The organism is Shewanella rhizosphaerae, from assembly GCF_019457655.1.
In the GTDB taxonomy this organism is placed as follows: domain Bacteria; phylum Pseudomonadota; class Gammaproteobacteria; order Enterobacterales; family Shewanellaceae; genus Shewanella; species Shewanella loihica.
Genome location: NZ_CP080420.1, coordinates 1,453,426 through 1,472,050 on the forward strand (window position 1 = coordinate 1,453,426; position 18,625 = coordinate 1,472,050).

13 protein-coding genes are annotated in these 18,625 nt (G+C 55.4%); 10 read left to right on the plus strand and 3 right to left on the minus strand.

What is annotated here, in order from left to right; all coding sequences use genetic code 11:
- Nucleotides 1-8 precede the first annotated feature (8 nt).
- The 6 genes from ispG to K0I63_RS06510 all read left to right on the plus strand — a co-directional run bounded on the left by ispG (nt 9) and on the right by K0I63_RS06510 (nt 6,675).
- Nucleotides 9-1,124 carry a flavodoxin-dependent (E)-4-hydroxy-3-methylbut-2-enyl-diphosphate synthase gene (gene ispG, locus K0I63_RS06485; protein WP_011865092.1) on the plus strand — a complete coding sequence of 372 codons (1,116 nt, stop codon included), beginning with the start codon at nt 9-11 and terminating at the stop codon, nt 1,122-1,124.
- A 153-nt stretch (nt 1,125-1,277) separates the two neighbouring features.
- Nucleotides 1,278-2,549 (plus strand): histidine--tRNA ligase, encoded by a 1,272-nt coding sequence (gene hisS, locus K0I63_RS06490; protein ID WP_220082911.1) that lies wholly within the window; start codon nt 1,278-1,280, stop codon nt 2,547-2,549.
- 14 nt (nt 2,550-2,563) lie between these two features.
- A complete protein-coding gene (locus tag K0I63_RS06495) occupies nt 2,564-3,187 on the plus strand; it encodes a tetratricopeptide repeat protein (protein ID WP_220082912.1) in 624 nt (207 codons plus the stop codon).
- Nucleotides 3,188-3,198: 11 nt separating this feature from the next.
- Entirely contained in the window at nt 3,199-4,386 is a 1,188-nt protein-coding gene (gene bamB, locus K0I63_RS06500; RefSeq protein WP_011865095.1) for an outer membrane protein assembly factor BamB, read from the plus strand.
- A gap of 94 nt (nt 4,387-4,480) precedes the next feature.
- Complete coding sequence (gene der, locus K0I63_RS06505) at nt 4,481-5,950, plus strand: ribosome biogenesis GTPase Der (protein WP_220044696.1); 1,470 nt, start codon at nt 4,481-4,483, stop codon at nt 5,948-5,950.
- A 191-nt stretch (nt 5,951-6,141) separates the two neighbouring features.
- Complete coding sequence (locus K0I63_RS06510) at nt 6,142-6,675, plus strand: hypothetical protein (protein WP_220082913.1); 534 nt, start codon at nt 6,142-6,144, stop codon at nt 6,673-6,675.
- Between the two features lie 245 nt (nt 6,676-6,920).
- Here the strand turns inward: K0I63_RS06510 and xseA are convergent, their stop codons facing one another.
- Entirely contained in the window at nt 6,921-8,249 is a 1,329-nt protein-coding gene (gene xseA / locus K0I63_RS06515; protein WP_220082914.1) for an exodeoxyribonuclease VII large subunit, read from the minus strand.
- A gap of 119 nt (nt 8,250-8,368) precedes the next feature.
- Between xseA and guaB the strand changes: the two genes are divergently transcribed.
- The 3 genes from guaB to tadA all read left to right on the plus strand — a co-directional run bounded on the left by guaB (nt 8,369) and on the right by tadA (nt 12,197).
- A complete protein-coding gene (gene guaB / locus K0I63_RS06520; RefSeq protein WP_011865099.1) occupies nt 8,369-9,835 on the plus strand; it encodes an IMP dehydrogenase in 1,467 nt (488 codons plus the stop codon).
- Nucleotides 9,836-9,937: 102 nt separating this feature from the next.
- Nucleotides 9,938-11,515: a glutamine-hydrolyzing GMP synthase gene (gene guaA, locus K0I63_RS06525; RefSeq protein ID WP_220082915.1), complete on the plus strand. Its 1,578-nt coding sequence runs from the start codon at nt 9,938-9,940 to the stop codon at nt 11,513-11,515.
- Between the two features lie 145 nt (nt 11,516-11,660).
- Nucleotides 11,661-12,197, plus strand: a complete 537-nt coding sequence (gene tadA, locus K0I63_RS06530; RefSeq protein WP_220082916.1) for a tRNA adenosine(34) deaminase TadA — start codon at nt 11,661-11,663, stop codon at nt 12,195-12,197.
- 46 nt (nt 12,198-12,243) lie between these two features.
- Here the strand turns inward: tadA and K0I63_RS06535 are convergent, their stop codons facing one another.
- Together K0I63_RS06535 and mltF are read right to left on the minus strand one after the other, a co-directional pair.
- Nucleotides 12,244-12,381 carry a hypothetical protein gene (locus tag K0I63_RS06535; protein ID WP_190272411.1) on the minus strand — a complete coding sequence of 46 codons (138 nt, stop codon included), beginning with the start codon at nt 12,379-12,381 and terminating at the stop codon, nt 12,244-12,246.
- Nucleotides 12,382-12,431: 50 nt separating this feature from the next.
- The gene (gene mltF, locus K0I63_RS06540) at nt 12,432-13,862 is read right to left on the minus strand and encodes a membrane-bound lytic murein transglycosylase MltF (protein WP_011865102.1); all 1,431 of its coding nucleotides are present in this window, start codon (nt 13,860-13,862) and stop codon (nt 12,432-12,434) included.
- A 325-nt stretch (nt 13,863-14,187) separates the two neighbouring features.
- On the opposite strand from mltF, the gene purL reads away from it, so the two are divergent.
- Nucleotides 14,188-18,069: a phosphoribosylformylglycinamidine synthase gene (gene purL, locus K0I63_RS06545; RefSeq protein ID WP_220083384.1), complete on the plus strand. Its 3,882-nt coding sequence runs from the start codon at nt 14,188-14,190 to the stop codon at nt 18,067-18,069.
- Nucleotides 18,070-18,625: the final 556 nt, after the last annotated feature.

Genomic DNA, 18,625 nt, shown 5'->3' on the forward strand with positions numbered 1-18,625 from the left:
GAATTAAGATGTACAACGAGTCCCCAATCATTCGCCGCCCTTCGACACGCATCTATGTGGGCGATGTGCCCATCGGTGATGGCGCGCCAATCGCCGTGCAATCTATGACCAACACCCGCACCACAGATGTGGAGGCCACGGTGGCTCAGATCCGCGCGCTGGAGAATGTCGGCGCCGATATCGTACGTGTCTCTGTGCCCACCATGGATGCCGCCGAGGCGTTCAAGGTGATCAAGCAGCAGACTAAGGTCCCCTTGGTTGCCGATATCCATTTCGATTACCGTATCGCCCTGAAAGTGGCGGAATACGGCGTGGATTGTCTGCGTATCAATCCGGGCAACATAGGCAACGAAGAGCGCATTCGCAGCGTGGTGGAATGTGCCCGCGACAAGAATATCCCGATTCGTATCGGTGTTAACGGTGGTTCATTAGAGAAAGATCTGATGGACAAGTACAAGGAGCCGACGCCGCAGGCCTTGCTGGAATCGGCCATGCGCCATGTGGATATTCTCGACAGACTCAATTTCGATCAGTTTAAGGTGAGTGTGAAGGCATCAGATGTCTTCCTGGCGGTGGAGTCATACCGTCTGCTGGCCAAACAGATCAAGCAGCCGCTGCACCTTGGCATCACCGAGGCCGGTGGCGCCCGCGCCGGCGCCGTGAAGTCGGCCGTTGGCCTTGGCATGTTGCTGGCCGAAGGGATTGGCGACACCCTGCGTATCTCGCTGGCCGCCGATCCCGTTGAGGAGATCAAGGTCGGTTTCGACATCCTCAAATCCCTGCGTATTCGCTCACGCGGAATCAACTTCATCGCCTGCCCATCTTGCTCCCGCCAGGAGTTCGATGTGATAGCTACGGTGAATGAGCTCGAGCGTCGCCTGGAAGATGTGGTGACTCCTATGGATGTCTCTATCATAGGTTGTGTGGTCAATGGTCCGGGCGAAGCCCTGGTATCCGATATTGGCCTGACTGGCGGTAATCGTAAGAGCGGTTACTATGACGACGGTGTGCGTCAAAAAGAGCGTTTCGATAACGAGCATATCGTCGATCAGCTCGAGGCGAAGATCCGCGCCAAGGTCGCCAGCGTCGACGCGCGTATTCCGACAACCGATATCACGGAATAACCCTTTGCTTGCTGCGCAGAAGATGGGGCTTTTAGCCCCGTTTGTGGCGCAGCTCACTGGCGCGCCGCGCCGGTTTTGCGTTTATTGTTGATGCGCCTATAATGCGAGGCGCTTTTTTATTTTTTACAGCTAAATTTCGGACGAGTTGATACAGTGGCAAAACAGATTCAAGCGATTCGCGGAATGAACGATATTCTGCCGACCCAGAGCCCGCTATGGCAAAAACTAGAAGCAGTGTTGCGTGATACCGTTGCGGCCTATGGTTACAGCGAGATCCGCACTCCTATCGTGGAGAGTACCGACCTGTTCAAACGTTCCATCGGCGAAGTGACAGATATCGTCGAGAAAGAGATGTATACCTTTGCCGATCGCAATGGCGATCTGCTGACGCTGCGCCCTGAAGGCACTGCCTCTACCGTGCGTGCGGGTAACGAGCACGGCCTGCTTTACAATCAAGAGCAGCGTCTGTGGTACATGGGCCCCATGTTCCGCCACGAGCGTCCACAGAAGGGGCGCTACCGTCAATTTAACCAGTTCGGTGTCGAGGTCTATGGTATCGCCTCGGCAGATATCGACGCCGAAGTCCTGATGATGTCCCACCGCCTGTGGCAGAAGCTGGGGATCAGCGAGCATGTGAAGCTTGAGCTGAACACCCTTGGGGATGCACAGGAGCGTGCGGCCTACCGTGACGCCCTAGTCGCCTTCCTGGAGCAGCACAAGGAGAAGCTGGACGAAGACAGCCAGCGCCGCATGTATTCAAATCCGCTGCGCGTACTGGACAGCAAGAACCCAGATGTGCAGGCGCTGCTGGGTGATGCTCCGGCGCTGATGGATTACCTTGGCGAAGAAAGTCGCGGCCATTTTGCACATTTGTGTGAACTACTTGAAGCTGTTGGCATCCAATACGAAATTAACCCTCGTCTGGTGCGCGGTTTAGATTACTATAACCGCACCGTATTCGAGTGGGTCACCGACAGCCTGGGTGCCCAAGGCACAGTATTGGCCGGTGGTCGTTACGACGGCCTGGTCGGTCAGCTTGGCGGTAAAGACACCCCGGCGGTAGGTTTTGCCATGGGGCTCGAGCGCATCGTATTGATGCTGGAGACGCTGGCGCTGACCGACGATGTATCGGGTCCGGTGGATGTGTATGTTACGGCCATGGGCGATGATTGCCGTGTGGCGGCCATCAAGGTGGCGCAGCAGTTACGTGAAGTTGACGGCCTTAAGGTGATGAGTCACTGCGGAGGCGGTAACTTCAAGAAGCAGATGAAACGTGCCGATAAGAGCGGCGCCAAGCTTGCCATAGTGATCGGCGAGACTGAACTGGCCAATGGTCAGGTGGCGCTTAAATATCTGCGTGAAGAGAAAGAACAAGAATTGGTTGCACAGGATTCGTTAGCAGCTTACGTTGCAGAACTGATTTAAAGAGGAAGAGAAACGTGGAAATTTATAGCACAGAAGAACAACAAGTCGATGCTATCAAACAGTTCTGGAAAGACTATGGCAACTCGATTGTCATAGGTGCAGTGGTAGGCCTGGGTGGCCTTTACAGCTGGAACTACTATTCAGATTATAAGGTGGCTCAGGCAGAAGAAGCCTCTGAAGCCTTCCAAACTATCAGCAACTCGGTCAAAACCGATTCAAGCATGCTGGCGGCTGCAGAGAGCTTTGCTAAAGACCACGACGGTCAGCAGGGCTATCAGGCACTACTACAACTTATCGTGGCCAAGGCCGCGGTAGAAGCCGGTGAGCTGGATAAGGCCGAGCAGGCCCTTAAGCAGATCTTGGTCAGCAAGCCTGAAGAAGGTCTGGTTGCGGTTGCGACATTGCGTCTTGCCCGCGTGCAGGCAGAGCAAGGTCAGCTGGCAACGGCACTGGCAACTCTGGAGCAGCTTAACACGCCTTCGTTTGCCGTACAGCGTGATGAATTAAAAGGTGATTTCCTGGTACGCCAAGGCGATACCGACAAGGCAAAGAGCGCCTATCAGTCAGCACTGGACAATGGCGGAGCGACTTCAAGCCCAGCCTTACAGATGAAGCTAGATAACCTGAACAAGGCATAAGGAAGCTGCCCATGAAGTCTTGGTGCAAAACATTACTGGCTTGCAGCTTGAGCCTGGGGTTGCTGTCGGCCTGTTCTTCTAACGATGTTGAGGAAGAGCCGGTAAGCCCGCTGCCGCAGATCGAGGCGAGCGTCTTCCCCGAGGTGAGCTGGAGTGCCTCTGTCGGCAGTGGTGTGGGTGATTACTACTCTAAGATCCGTCCGGCGGTGCGCTACGGCAAGCTATTCGTTATGGATCGTTACGGTGAAGTTGCCGCCTACGACGAAGCCACAGGCGAGCAGGTTTGGTCGCTGGAGATCAGCTCTTGGTTCAAAGAGGGCGCCTTGTCTAAGAACAAGGGCGCGCGTCTCTCCTCAGGCATTACCGCTGCTCGTAACAAGGTGTTCTTCGGTGGTGAGAGTGGCCTGCTGGGCGCCGTCGATGCCGAAACCGGCGAGATGGTCTGGCATGTGACCGCAGGCGGTGAGCTGCTGTCGGCGCCAACTGTGGGCGAAGATGTGGTGGTGGTGCACACCAGTACAGGCGCCCTTGAAGCCTATAACGTCGATGACGGCAAACAGCTGTGGGTCTATGAGAGCAAGTTGCCAACCCTGACCCTAAGGGGCACAGGTTCAGCCGCCTATGAGGCCGGTGGCTTCTTCGTCGGCACCGCCGATGGCAAGGTCGCGGTTGTGGTGAAAAGCAACGGTCAGGCCGCCTGGGAGCAGCCTATCTATACGCCAAAAGGGGGTAACGAGTTTACCCGTATGGCCGACGTGGATATGAAGCCACTTATCGTGGGCGAGAACATCTACGCGGTGAGCTACAACGGAAACCTGGTCTCCATGGAGCTGCGTACAGGCCGTGTGGTCTGGAGCCGTAAATATTCTAGCTTCAACGAGTTGGCTTCGGCCGGTCTGAACCTTTACCTGGTCGATGACCACGGTCGTGTGTATGCGGTCGATAAGCGTAACGGCTTGGAAAGCTGGAGCAACAGCGAGCTGACAAACCGCGAATTGACCTCGCCAGTGGTCTTCAAAGACTACCTGGTGGTGGGCGACTTCGAAGGCTATCTGCATTTCATCGATCGCGCCTCAGGTAAGCTGGTGGGCCGCGTCGAAGTGGATAGTTCAGGTTTATTTAGCCAGCCACTGGTAATAGATGATAAGATCTACGTCCAGAGTCGCGGCGGCAAGGTAGCAAGAATTACGCTTCCCTAAGGCGAGCTTTAACAGTTTTTAAAGCCCCTGGACCTTGTGCTGGGGGCTTTTTATTTAAGATATTCAGATAGATTTGTAGATTAGAGGCAAAAAAATGATTCCAGTTGTGGCCCTGGTAGGCCGACCAAACGTAGGTAAGTCGACCCTGTTCAATCGTCTTACGCGCACCAGAGACGCCTTGGTAGCTGACTACCCAGGTCTGACTCGGGATCGTAAGTATGGTCGTGCACATCTATCTGGTTACGAATTTATCGTGGTGGATACCGGCGGTATCGACGGCACCGAAGAGGGGATCGAGACCCGCATGGCCGAGCAGTCGCTGGCGGCGATCGAAGAAGCCGATGTGGTGCTCTTCCTCACCGACGCCCGTGCGGGTCTGACGGCCGCCGACGAGGCGATCGCCGAGCACTTACGCCGCCGCGAGAAGACCACCTTCGTGGTAGCCAACAAGGTCGATGGTATCGACGCCGACTCTGCCTGTGGCGAGTTCTGGGCCCTGGGCCTGGGTGAGGTCTACCAGATGGCAGCCGCCCAGGGGCGCGGTGTGACCAACATGATCGAATACGCGCTGACCCCTTACGCCGAAGCCATGGGGCTGACCCGTGACGGCGAAGATGAAGAGGAAGCCGACGAGCGTCAATACACAGAGGAAGAGGCCGAGGCCGAGCAGCAGCGTCTGCAGGACTTGCCAATTAAGCTGGCGATTATCGGTAAGCCTAACGTGGGTAAGTCGACCCTGACGAACCGTATTCTGGGTGAAGAGCGCGTCGTGGTTTACGATGAGCCGGGCACGACCCGTGACAGTATCTATATTCCGCTGGAGCGCGACGGTCAGGAATATGTGATCATCGACACCGCGGGTGTGCGTCGTCGCAGTAAGGTGCACGAGACAGTTGAGAAATTCTCTGTGATCAAGACCCTCAAGGCGGTAGAAGATGCCAACGTGGTGCTCTTGGTGGTCGATGCCCGCGAGGGGATCGCCGAGCAGGACTTAGGTCTACTGGGCTTCGCCCTGAACGCGGGGCGCGCCCTGGTGATTGCGGTGAATAAGTGGGACGGTATCGATCAGGATGTGAAAGAGCGCGTGAAGAGCGAGCTCGACCGTCGTCTGGGCTTTATCGATTTTGCCCGTATTCACTTCATCTCGGCGCTGCACGGCACGGGTGTGGGTCACCTGTTCGAGTCGGTAGAGGAAGCCTACGAGAGCGCGACGCGCCGCGTGAGCACCTCTATGCTGACCCGCATCATGCAGATGGCTCAGGACGATCACCAGCCGCCTCTGGTGAACGGTCGCCGCGTTAAGCTCAAATACGCCCACGCCGGTGGTTACAACCCGCCAATCGTGGTGATCCATGGTAACCAGGTGAAGAAGCTGCCGGATTCTTACAAGCGCTTCATGATGAACTACTACCGTCGCTCACTCAAGGTGATGGGTACGCCGATTCAGGTACGCTTCCAGGAAGGGGGCAACCCGTTCGAAGGCCTGAACACCAAGAAGCTCACCGTGAGCCAGGAGCGTCGCCGCAAGCGCATGATGAGTCATATCAAGGACAAGAAGAAGTAACTTTCTCTGTCTCACTAAAAAAGGTCAGCCTAGTGCTGGCCTTTTTGTTATCTCGGTTTTTTATCCTGCCCATTCCCTTTTCTTCGGTCTTATAAGCTACCTATTGCAAGCAAATCGAGTCTTTATAGTGATGCCGACTATACTCAAGAGTGCAGTAATTAAGGTAGTTTAACTCACCTGAGGATAGTGTTATGAAACACCAACAACCCCTGCTGCTTGCCGCCACGCTGGCTCTCTTGGCCGGCGCCGCTCAGGCCGCAGATAAACAGGCCTTACTGGAAGACGCGCTCAATGCCGCGCCGCCGACCCTGAGGGATAAGGTCACAGTGATGGACTGGGACAATAATGTCCTGCAAAAAGGTAGTGTCGACTATACCTGTTTCCCGACCCCGCCTAGTCTGCAAGGCACGGCGCCCATGTGTATGGATGGGCCCTGGATGGAATGGGCCGACGCCTGGATGAACAAGAAGCCGTTTCAGGCCAAGGCTGTGGGTATTTCCTATATGCTTGCCGGTGATGGTGGCGCGAGCAACACCGATCCCTACGCCGAGGGCGAAACCAAAGACAATCAGTGGATCGTCGAAGGGCCGCACCTGATGATCATCATGCCGGATCCCACCTTGCTCGACAGCCTGCCTACAGACCCTTATGCCGGTGGTCCCTATGTGATGTGGAAGGGCACTCCCTACGCGCACATCATGGTGCCTGTGGGGCCTAGAAAGTAATGTCTTATTGCTAGGCGGCTAGTGCCTGATATCAAGAGCCTGGTTTCTAGTGGCTGATTCTAAGTGTCAGGTTTTAAGTGTCAGGTTTTAAGTGTCAGGTTTAAAGCGCCTAGCTTCAAGCATCTAGTGTTAAGCGCTTATGTTAGCTTCGGCAAGTACAGGCTCAGGCTAACTTTAGCGCTTATTTGCAGATTTTATTAGGTTTTCTATTTAACGCCCGCCAGGGCGTTTTTTTGTCGAAGGGGTTAAATCACGGTCGATTGCACCTCGCCATCGACCAGCTTAGTGGTGAGGCGATCGCCAGTGCGAATATCTTGCGCGTTGTGCAGCACCTTGCCTTCGGTGTCGAGTGTAATGCTATAGCCACGGCTCAGGGTCGCCAGTGGGCTGACGGTCTCCAGCTGGTGAGCGGCATATTGCAGCGACTTTTCTGCCGAGTTGAGTCTCGCCTGCATGGCGCTGTGTAATCTTTGGTTCTGATGGGTCAGACGGCTGGCGGCCAAGGCGAGCTGATGGCTGGGAGAGACCTGGTTTAATCTGGCGTGCAGCGATTGCTGGCGGCGCTCCATCTGATGCAGCTTACCGGTTAAGGCGGCGCCGAGCCTGAGTTGCAGCTCGTCGAAGCGCTGCTCATATTGCTGCAGGCGGCGCTTGGGATCCTGACGCTCTAACCTGTGGTGCAGTTGGCTGAAACGCTGGGCCTGTTTCAGGCCATAGTGTTGCCAGCCCTGCTTGAGGCGTGTCATGGCCATCCTGAGTTTGTCGGCCTTGCTGAGCGCATCCTGGGATAGCAGCTCGGCCGCGGCCGAAGGAGTAGGGGCACGCAGGTCGGCCACATAGTCGCTGATGGTGGTATCCACCTCGTGGCCCACCGCCGAGACTACGGGCAGGGCGCTGTTATAGATGGTATGGGCCAGGGCTTCGCTGTTGAAACACCAGAGATCTTCTAAGGATCCGCCGCCGCGGGTGAGCAGCAGCACATCTACTTCCATCCTGTCGTTGGCCTGCATGATGGCATGACACAATGACTTATCGGCGTGCTCCCCCTGTACCTGGCTAGGGTAGATGATCACCTCGATGGATGGGTCGCGTCTCTTAAGTACATGCAGCACGTCTCTGATGGCCGCGCCCGTGGCCGAGGTGACCACCCCTATGCGTTGAATGTTACTCGGCAGCGGCCGCTTGGTGTCAGCGGCAAACAGGCCTTCGGCGGCCAGCTTCATCTTGAGGGCTTCATATTGCTGAGCCAGCAGGCCATCGCCGGCGGGGAGCATGGAGTCGATGATCAGCTGATAGTCGCCCCTGGGCTCATAGACGCTGATGGCGCCCTTGACCAACACCTGCTGGCCATTGGCCGGACGGAAGGTGACGGCGCGATTGCGGCCCTTAAACATGGCGGCGCGGATCTGGGCGTAATTGTCTTTGAGGGTGAGATACCAGTGGCCCGAGCTGGGCGCCGAAAAATTGGATATTTCTGCTTCGAGCCAGACTTTACCCAGTTCACCTTCGAGTAATTGCCTCACTTCTCCGTTGAGGCGCGACACGGTGTAAACATTATTTTTCGGCATTTTCATAGGTTTTTTGCTACTAAAGCGACTTTTTTACTATTTTCCATTTACCAGACCCAATATGCAAGGTATAATCCCGCCGCAATATTTTACCTCTTATATCACCTACATGGGGAGATGTTGCCATGCTACGTTTAAAAAAAGAAGCACTAACCTTTGATGATGTGTTGCTTGTTCCTGCACACTCGACCGTACTCCCTAACACTGCCGTTCTCAAGACTCGCTTAACCCAAAAGATCGAACTCAATATGCCTATCGTGTCTGCAGCCATGGATACCGTGACTGAAGCGCGCCTTGCCATCGCTATGGCACAGGAAGGTGGTATTGGTTTTATCCATAAAAATATGAGCATAGAGCAGCAGGCCGAGCAAGTTCGCCAAGTAAAGATCTATGAAGCCGGTATCGTTCAGCAGCCTGTAACGGTCACGCCTAATACCACACTTGAGCAGCTGAAAGTCCTGACCGAGAAGAACGGCTTTGCGGGCTATCCTGTGGTTGACGAAGCCAATGAGTTGGTGGGCATCATCACGGGCCGTGACGTACGTTTCATCACCGACTGGTCTCGCACCGTCGATCAGGTGATGACGCCTAAAGAGCGTCTGGTGACTGTACCTGAAGGCACGCCGCTGGATGAAGTGCAGAAGCTGATGCACGCTCACCGCGTCGAGAAGGTACTGGTCGTCGACGGTGACTTCAGACTCAAAGGCCTGATCACAGTTAAAGATTTCCAAAAAGCGGAAGAGAAGCCAAACGCCTGTAAAGATGAGTTGGGTCGTCTACGTGTCGGCGCCGCCGTAGGTGCCGGTGCCGGAAACGAAGCCCGTGTCGACGCCCTGGTGAAAGCCGGTATCGACGTACTGCTTATCGATTCATCTCACGGCCATTCTGAAGGCGTATTGCAGCGTATTCGCGACACGCGCGCCAAGTACCCAGATCTACAGATCGTCGGTGGTAACGTAGCAACGGCCGAAGGTGCCCTGGCACTGGTCGAGGCCGGTGTTAACGCCGTTAAGGTCGGTATTGGCCCTGGCTCTATCTGTACCACTCGTATCGTCACCGGTGTAGGTGTGCCGCAGATCACCGCAGTATCTGACGCTGCAGCCGCAGTTAAGCACTTAGATATTCCAGTTATCGCCGATGGCGGTATCCGCTTCTCGGGCGACCTGGCTAAGGCACTGGCCGCCGGTGCATCATGCATCATGGCGGGCTCTATGTTCGCCGGTACCGACGAGGCACCAGGTGAGACCGAGCTATACAACGGCCGTGCTTACAAGTCATACCGCGGCATGGGCTCTCTGGGCGCCATGACACAAGGTTCTTCTGACCGTTACTTCCAGAGCGATAACGCTGCCGACAAGCTGGTACCCGAGGGTATTGAGGGTCGCGTGCCTTATAAGGGTAAGCTCAAGGAGATCATCCACCAGTACATGGGCGGCCTACGTTCATGCATGGGCCTCACAGGTTGTCCTACTATTAAAGATCTTAATGAGAAGGCGGAGTTTGTGAAGGTAACCTCGGCGGGTATGGGTGAGTCCCACGTTCACGACGTGACCATCAGCAAAGAAGCGCCTAACTATCGTAGCCGTTCGTAATTATTGAAATCAGGCAGTGTCATTGAAAAATACACTGCCTTTTCTTAAGCCGGGTCTTAATAAATGACATTGGCGAAAAATCTGAAAGATAAAAGGTAAAGCATGAGTAACATTCATGATCATAAGATCCTCATACTCGATTTTGGATCTCAGTACACGCAATTGATTGCCCGCCGTATCCGTGAGATCGGTGTCTACTGTGAGCTTTGGGCCTGGGATGTGTCTGAAGAGCAGATCAAAGCCTTTGCGCCTAACGGCATCATCTTGGCCGGTGGCCCTGAGAGCGTCACCGCCGACAACTCGCCTCGTGCACCTGAATATGTGTTTAACGCCGGCGTGCCACTACTCGGGATCTGCTACGGCATGCAGACCATGTCAGAGCAGCTGGGCGGCAAGGTGATCCAAGGCGTAGGCGAAGGTGAATTCGGTTATGCCCAGGTAGAAGTTCAAGCAGCATCTGAACTGTTCAAGAGCATCGAAGATGCGGTCAGCGACAGCGGCAAGGCGCTGCTTGACGTCTGGATGAGCCATGGTGACAAGGTTTCTGAGATCCCTGAAGGCTTCGTGACAGTGGCTAAGACAGACACCTGTCCTTACGCCGCAATGGCCAACGAAGAGAAGCGTTTCTACGGCGTTCAGTTCCACCCAGAAGTGACTCACACCCGTCAGGGCAAGCGTATGCTCGAGCATTTCGCACTGGATATCTGTCAGTGTGAGGCCAACTGGAAACCTTCTTCTATCATCGAAGATGCGGTTGCTCGTATCAAGGAGCAGGTGGGCGATGACGAGGTTATCCTGGGTCTGTCAGGTGGTGTGGACTCCTCTGTTGTGGCCATGCTGCTACACCGCGCCATCGGCAGCAAGCTGACCTGTGTATTTGTAGACAACGGTCTGCTGCGTCTGAACGAGGCCGACCAGGTACTTGAGATGTTCGGCGACCACTTCGGCCTGAATATCGTTCACGTCGACGCCGAATCACGTTTCCTCGACGCGCTGGCAGGTGAAGCCGAGCCAGAAGCCAAGCGTAAGATCATCGGTAAGGTGTTTGTCGATATCTTCGACGAAGAGTCACGCAAGTGCGTTAACGCCAAGTGGCTGGCCCAAGGCACCATCTATCCAGACGTTATCGAGTCTGCAGGCAGTGCTACCGGTAAGGCTCACGTGATCAAGTCACACCATAACGTTGGCGGTCTGCCTGATGATATGGAGCTGGGTCTGGTCGAGCCGCTACGCGAGCTGTTTAAGGATGAAGTGCGTAAGATAGGTCTGGAGCTGGGTCTGCCGTATAACATGCTTTACCGTCACCCATTCCCTGGCCCAGGCCTGGGGGTACGTGTACTGGGCGAAGTGAAGAAAGAGTACTGTGACCTGCTGCGCCGCGCCGATGCTATCTTCATCGAAGAGCTGCACAAGGCCGACCTGTACAACAAGGTGAGCCAGGCCTTTACCGTCTTCCTGCCGGTTCGCAGTGTGGGCGTGATGGGCGATGGCCGTAAGTACGACTGGGTAGTATCCCTGCGTGCGGTGGAAACCATCGACTTCATGACGGCGCATTGGGCACATCTGCCATACGATTTCCTCGGCAGAGTCTCAAACCGCATCATCAATGAGATCGACGGCATCTCTCGTGTGGTTTACGATATCTCAGGTAAGCCACCTGCAACCATCGAGTGGGAATAATCCCGGGATAAGATGCGTTGAAAGATAGAAAGGGGGCATAGCGATATGCCCTTTTTTATTTCAGTGGCATTAGGTTCCAGCTAGAAGAGTAAGCCGATAACGCTGACGAGGCAGCGGCCCTTAGGGCCGAAACGATAGAGAGCAGATGAGTAAGCTGATAGATAATCAAGCCTGCCTGGATGAGCAGGCGGTAAAAGATGAAGCCTATATGCGCCAAGCCATGGCGCTGGCCGCCCAGGCCGAGTTGCAGGGCGAGGTGCCGGTGGGCGCGCTGTTGGTGAAAGATGATAGTGTGATAGCGACAGGCTACAACCTCAGCATCTGCCGCCATGACGCCAGTGCCCACGCCGAGATGGAGTGCATTCGCGCCGCGGGCCAGGTGGTGGAAAACTATCGTCTGCTGGATACCACCCTCTACGTGACCCTAGAGCCCTGCGCCATGTGCGCCGGCGCCATGGTCCATGCCAGAATAGGTCGATTGGTGTTTGGCGCGGCGGATCTCAAGACGGGCGCGGCCGGTAGCGTGGTGGATCTGGTGCGCAGCAGCGCCTTTAATCATCAGCTCGAGGTGACCGCTGGGGTGCTGGCCGAGGATTGCGGTGAGCAGCTCAGCGCCTTCTTTCGCCGGCGGCGTCAGGAGAAGAAGGCACTTAAGATGGCAGAAAAAAAACAAGGGCATTAGGCCCTTGTTTTTTTATGAGTTGTTCGCTTGTTTGGCGTCGCCTTGATTAGTCGATTGGACTCAGGCTACCAGTTTGCTTGATGAAGGTGAAGAACTGCTTCTGTCGGTTGATGGTGTGCTGGTGGCGTATCTTAAGCAGGGTTCTTCGCCGTGAAGACAGATTGTTTAAGGTTTTTTTTCTCATGATGAACCTCCGTAGGGCCGTTACCCAGACAATCACAGGCCGCGTCATATCTAGTTGGGCTGCGCGGCGGAAATCTCGCTTTGTGATTGTTTTTCGGCCGTTTGTTGTTGCGCTTCCATCACCTCATCTTGTAGTTGTTGATTCTGATTGTCAATCCATACCAAGGTGTCGTAGTAACGCCTGATGTTATCCACGTAGTGAACCGCCTCGCTGCCGCGGGCATAGCCGTAGCGGGTCTGCTTGTAGTATTTACGCTTCTGCAGCAGGGGCAATACCTTCTTCAGATCTCGCCAGGCACTGGGGTTAAGCCCCATAGATTGTGCCAGCTTGCGGGCATCTTCCACATGGCCATAGCCTATGTTGTAGGAGGCCAGGGCAAACCACATGCGCTGATTCTCCGGAATCGACTCAGGCAGGCGGTTGAGAATGTCGCTCAGGTATTTGGCGCCGCCGCGGATGCTCTGCTCCGGGTCGAGACGGTTGTCGATCCCCATCTGCTTGGCGGTGGGCAGGGTGAGCATCATCATGCCGCGCACGCCGGTGGGCGAGCGGGCATTGGGGTTCCAATGGGACTCCTGATAGGCGGTCGCCGCCAGCTTACGCCAGTCGAGATCGCCGGCATATTCGACGAAGTTGTCGCGGTACTTGGGCAGCCGGCTATCTATGGCGCGTAGGAAGGCGCGGGTGTCCACATAGTCGAAGCGCTTCACATGGGCGAAATATTTCTCGTTCAGGTGGGCCAGGGTGCCGGCTCTTTTTTCCTGGTGCCAGAAGCTTAGCAGGTCGCTCATCAGCTGATCGCTGCCATTGGGCGGCAGCAGCCAGACCACGGCCTGTCCCTCACGCAGCACAGGACCGGCCCTAAGCTCAGGCATGTAGCGGCGGTTGATCTCGAAGGTGGTCGAATCGGCTATGGTGTAGCTGATCTCGTCGCGGGCGATCATCGCCAGCAGCTCTTCGCTGTCCTTGTCCCACTGTTGATCCCAAACCAGCTCTGGGTAGAGTTTTTGCATCTCCGCCAGGGTCTCTATAAAGGAGGAGTCTGAGATCACGGTAATGTTGTCATCCAGCTGACTCACATCCGTTGGGTACTTGGCGCCCTGTTTGTAGACCAGCACCTGATTAACATAGTAGAGCGGCGGCCCCAGCCTGAACTGCTCACGACGGCTCTGGGTGTCGGCCAGCCCGGCGGCGATCAGGTCTATCTCACCATTTCGCATCGCCTGGTAGAGATCGCTGATGGTGGGGTAGGGCTGCATGTTGAGCGTGAGCCCCTGATGTTTGGCGAAACGCTCGGCCATCTCATAGTCAAAGCCGGCGAGGCCCTGACCCGTGGTGACATAGATCTGCGCGCCGTAGAGGGTGCCCACGTTGAGCTGGGTTTTCGGCTGGGTTTCAACCGCTTTTGCTGCGTCCACGCGCTCGCCCTGACAGCCAGTCAGTAGCGATACACAGAATAGAATCAGCAGGAAACTTCTCATTAAGTTACTATTTTTTAATCCATTTTATAAAACGCGGCCGATGATTATATCACAAGCTGGTCAAAGGCAATAATGGCGATTATGTCGGCAGAGTTTGGTTGTTTTTTGTTGGATGATTTTAGCGTTTTGCCAGCTTAAGTATGGGGCATGAATTTGGCGCCGCGCCAGTTTCTTTGTTACGTAAAGCTGTTTTCGCGCTATGGTGATAATAAATCGAGGGAAACGCTGTTTTGAAGCCATGCTACGGATGATTTGTGCCCCACATTTCCCTATAATAGCGCCAGATCTGACCCTGCAATTATAAATAATAAGGTGAAAAGACGTGATGGAGATCATCCGCGGAGCCCCTGCATTATCAGCGTTTAGAGTCCAAAAGCTAATGGAGGCCTGTCAGAGTGCGGCGCTTCCAGTACAAGATATCTATGCTGAGTTCATTCATTTAGCCGATTTAACAGAGGCGTTGGACGCTGGCGAAACCCAGCAGCTAGCCAAACTGTTAACCTATGGACCTGCGATTGAAGCACATGCGCCCCAAGGCAACTTGTACTTCGTAACGCCGCGTCCGGGCACCATCTCTCCATGGTCGTCTAAAGCGACCGACATCGCTCATAACTGTGGTCTGAACAAGGTCAAGCGCCTAGAGCGCGGTATCGCCTACTATGTTCAGGCCGATAATCTGGACGACGCCCAGCAGAAGCAGCTGCTTGGCCTGCTGCACGACCGCATGGTCGAAGTGGTTCTGCCAGATTTCGAGCAGGCGAGCAGCCTGTTTGCCCGCACCGAACCTGCGGTCTTTACCAGCGTCGATGTGCTGGGTGAAGGCAAGGCGGCACTGGAAGCGGCTAACGTTAAACTGGGTCTGGCGCTGGCGCCGGATGAGATCGACTACCTGGTAGAGAACTTCCAGCGTCTGAATCGTAACCCTAATGATGTCGAGTTGATGATGTTTGCCCAGGCAAACTCAGAGCACTGCCGTCACAAGATCTTCAACGCCGATTGGACCATCGATGGCGAGGTACAGCCAAAGTCGCTGTTCAAGATGATCAAGAACACCTTCGAGAAGACCCCAGATCACGTGTTATCTGCCTACAAAGATAACGCCGCCGTGATGGAAGGTTCTGTCGCCGGTCGTTTCTTCCCCGAGCCAAACGGGGTGTACGCCTATCATACCGAGCCTATGCATATCCTGATGAAGGTGGAGACCCACAACCACCCGACGGCTATCAGCCCATACCCGGGTGCGGCCACAGGTTCTGGCGGTGAGATCCGCGACGAAGGCGCAACCGGTCGTGGCTCTAAGCCAAAGGCTGGCCTCACCGGCTTTAGCGTATCAAACCTTAAGATCCCAGGCTTCGTACAGCCATGGGAAGGCGATTATGGTAAGCCAGATCGCATCGTGACCGCGCTGGATATCATGACCGAAGGTCCACTGGGTGGCGCGGCCTTTAACAATGAATTTGGTCGTCCGGCACTGCTGGGCTACTTCCGTACCTATGAGCAGGAAGTCTCGAGCCACAACGGCGTCGAGGTACGTGGCTATCACAAGCCAATCATGCTTGCCGGTGGTCTGGGTAATATCCGTGAAGAGCACGTGCAGAAGGGTGAGATCACCGTCGGCGCCAAGCTTATCGTACTGGGTGGCCCTGCGATGAACATCGGCCTGGGCGGCGGCGCGGCATCTTCAATGGCTTCAGGCCAATCGAGTGAAGATCTCGACTTTGCCTCGGTACAACGTGACAACCCAGAGATGGAGCGTCGCTGTCAGGAAGTGATCGATCGCTGCTGGCAGATGGGCGAAGCCAACCCGATTCAATTTATCCACGACGTGGGCGCTGGCGGTCTGTCAAACGCCTTCCCTGAGCTGGTGGACGACGGTGGACGCGGCGGCCGTTTCGAGCTGCGCAACGTGCCATCGGACGAGCCGGGCATGAGCCCGCTGGAGATCTGGTGTAACGAGTCGCAGGAGCGTTATGTGCTTTCTGTGGCGCCGGAAAACCTGGAGCTATTCACCGCCATCTGTGAGCGTGAGCGCGCGCCATTTGCCGTGGTGGGTGAGGCGACTGAGGAGCGTCACCTGACCCTGTCGGATGAACACTTCGACAACAAGCCTATCGATCTGCCGCTAGAGGTTCTTCTAGGCAAGGCGCCTAAGATGAGCCGTGATGTGGTATCGCAAAAGGCGGATTCGCCTGCGCTGGCACAAGAGACCATAGAGCTGAAAGATGCGGTGCGCCGCGTACTGCGTCTGCCAACCGTTGCCGAGAAGACCTTCCTGATCACTATCGGTGACCGTACGGTTACTGGTCTGGTGAATCGCGACCAGATGGTCGGTCCTTGGCAGGTGCCTGTGGCCGACTGCGCCGTGACCGCATCAAGTTTTGATTCTTACAGCGGTGAAGCCATGTCCATGGGCGAGCGCACGCCGCTGGCACTGCTGGACTTTGGCGCCTCGGCGCGCATGGCGGTAGCCGAATCTATCATGAACATCGCCGGAAGTGATATTGGTTCACTTAAGCGTATTAAGCTGTCAGCCAACTGGATGTCTGCCGCGGGTCACCCGGGTGAAGACGCAGGCCTGTACGAGGCGGTCAAGGCCGTGGGCGAAGAGCTGTGTCCTGAGCTGGATCTCACCATCCCAGTGGGTAAAGACTCGATGTCGATGAAGACCGCCTGGCAAGATGGCGGTGAAGATAAGACGGTTACCTCGCCTATGTCGCTGGTGATCACAGCCTTCGGTGCGGTGCAAGATATTCGTAAGACGGTAACCCCAGAGCTGAGAAGCGACAAGGGTGATACCGAGCTGCTGCTGGTGGACCTTAGCCAGGGCGAGCGTCGTCTAGGTGGTTCATGTCTGGCGCAGGTATTTGGTCAGCTGGGCGATAAGGCACCAGACTTAGCCGATGCGGCATTGCTGCGCGGCTTCTTCGAGGTGACTCAGGCGCTGGTGGCCGATAAGGCACTGCTAGCCTATCACGACCGTAGCGACGGTGGTCTATTTACGACGCTGGTTGAGATGGCGTTCGCCGGCAACACGGGTCTGGATGTGGATCTCAGCGCGCTGACGGGCACTCATTTAGAGCGTCTGTTCAACGAAGAGCTGGGCGCCGTGATCCAGGTGCGCGCAGCCGATAGCCAGGCTATCAAGGCGCAGTACCAGGCGGCCGGTGTGGCTTGCCATGTGGTTGCCAAGCCAGTGGCTGGCGACAGCATCATTATCCGCGATGCAGGGGCCGAGGTATTGGCCGAATCACGCACCGAGCTGCGTACCATCTGGGCCGAGACCACCTATCGCATGCAGGCGATGCGTGACAACCCTGAGTGTGCAGAGGAAGAGTTCAAGCTCAAGCAGGTGGCAGATGCCCCAGGCTTGACCGTGGATCTCAAATTCGACCCGAGCGAAGATATCGCCGCGCCTTATATCCTCAAGGGCACAGCGCCTAAGATGGCTATCCTGCGTGAGCAGGGAGTGAACTCTCATCTCGAGATGGCCGCCGCCTTCGACCGCGCCGGCTTCGAGAGCCGCGACGTTCACATGTCTGACATCCTCTCGGGCCGTATCAGCCTGGAAGAGTTCCAGGGCCTGGCGGCCTGTGGTGGCTTCTCTTACGGTGACGTACTGGGCGCCGGTGAAGGTTGGGCCAAGTCGATTCTGTTCAACGGCCGTGCCCGCGAAGAGTTCAGCCGCTTCTTCGAGCGTAACGACAGCTTCGCCCTCGGGGTATGTAACGGTTGTCAGATGCTCTCTAACCTCAAAGATATCATTCCGGGTACCGAGCATTGGCCACACTTCGTGCGTAACCGCTCCGAGCGTTTCGAGGCGCGTTTCAGCCTGGTGGAAGTGCAGAAGAGTCCATCCTTCTTCTTCGAAGGCATGGAAGGCTCACGCATGCCGATCGCCGTGTCTCACGGTGAGGGGCGCGCCGAGTTCGCATCGCCTGAGGCATTGGCCGCCGCAGAGGCGTCTGGCACTATCGCGCTGCGCTTCGTCGATGGCCATGGCCAGGTAGCGACGCAATACCCAGAGAACCCTAACGGCTCGCCAAACGCCTTAACCGGTATCTGTAGCACAGACGGTCGCGTCACCATCATGATGCCGCACCCAGAGCGTGTGTTTAGAACCGTGGCGAACTCTTGGCATCCTGACGAGTGGGGCGAAGATAGCCCATGGATGAGAATGTTCAGAAACGTTCGCGCTAAATTAGGTTAACCTAAGCTTAGCGGTTTAATTGATGCAAAAAGGGCCTCGAAAATTCGAGGCCCTTTTTTTATACCCATAAAGAGTTAGTTTAAACCCACACAGATACATGCACTTAGCCTTACTTTATTACATTCTGAACTGCTAAACAGCCATAAAGTAGGGGTATCGATGGTTTTTTCCTTTAATTCGCGCAAATCACGCTTAATGGGATCTGCCCGGAAAATCGCTAAAAGGCGACATTATTTATTTAGCGTCTGCTAAACTAATCTAAAATCATCTAAACCAAGTCGTTAGAAAGTAAAAAGCCACCGTCTTCGAGGAGAAAACGGTGGCCGTTTTGCGCTAACAAAACTTCAAGCAATTGCGGGTTAAGGTGCTATTTACAGCTCTCTTGCAGTATAGAGTTCAACAAAAGTGCGCTTGTAGCTGTTAACTAGACGATCAAATAGGTTTTTCATAACGGATTCTCCACACAGTGATTAATGATGTGAGCGGAGTGTGGCTTGCCGGGCAACTTCACCGGGTTGATTGAGCCGTCTCCTTAACACAGGCATATAGTAAGCAA

Bases quoted from the DNA above. Each gene is read 5' to 3' on its own strand.
- mltF (WP_011865102.1), bottom strand. From the start codon at position 13,862: ATGAGAAGTTTCCTGCTGATTCTATTCTGTGTATCGCTACTGACTGGC.
- guaB (WP_011865099.1), top strand. From the start codon at position 8,369: ATGCTACGTTTAAAAAAAGAAGCACTAACCTTTGATGATGTGTTGCTT.
- purL (WP_220083384.1), top strand. From the start codon at position 14,188: ATGGAGATCATCCGCGGAGCCCCTGCATTATCAGCGTTTAGAGTCCAA.
- guaA (WP_220082915.1), top strand. From the start codon at position 9,938: ATGAGTAACATTCATGATCATAAGATCCTCATACTCGATTTTGGATCT.
- K0I63_RS06535 (WP_190272411.1), bottom strand. From the start codon at position 12,381: ATGAGAAAAAAAACCTTAAACAATCTGTCTTCACGGCGAAGAACCCTG.
- der (WP_220044696.1), top strand. From the start codon at position 4,481: ATGATTCCAGTTGTGGCCCTGGTAGGCCGACCAAACGTAGGTAAGTCG.
- K0I63_RS06510 (WP_220082913.1), top strand. From the start codon at position 6,142: ATGAAACACCAACAACCCCTGCTGCTTGCCGCCACGCTGGCTCTCTTG.
- tadA (WP_220082916.1), top strand. From the start codon at position 11,661: ATGAGTAAGCTGATAGATAATCAAGCCTGCCTGGATGAGCAGGCGGTA.
- xseA (WP_220082914.1), bottom strand. From the start codon at position 8,249: ATGAAAATGCCGAAAAATAATGTTTACACCGTGTCGCGCCTCAACGGA.
- ispG (WP_011865092.1), top strand. From the start codon at position 9: ATGTACAACGAGTCCCCAATCATTCGCCGCCCTTCGACACGCATCTAT.
- bamB (WP_011865095.1), top strand. From the start codon at position 3,199: ATGAAGTCTTGGTGCAAAACATTACTGGCTTGCAGCTTGAGCCTGGGG.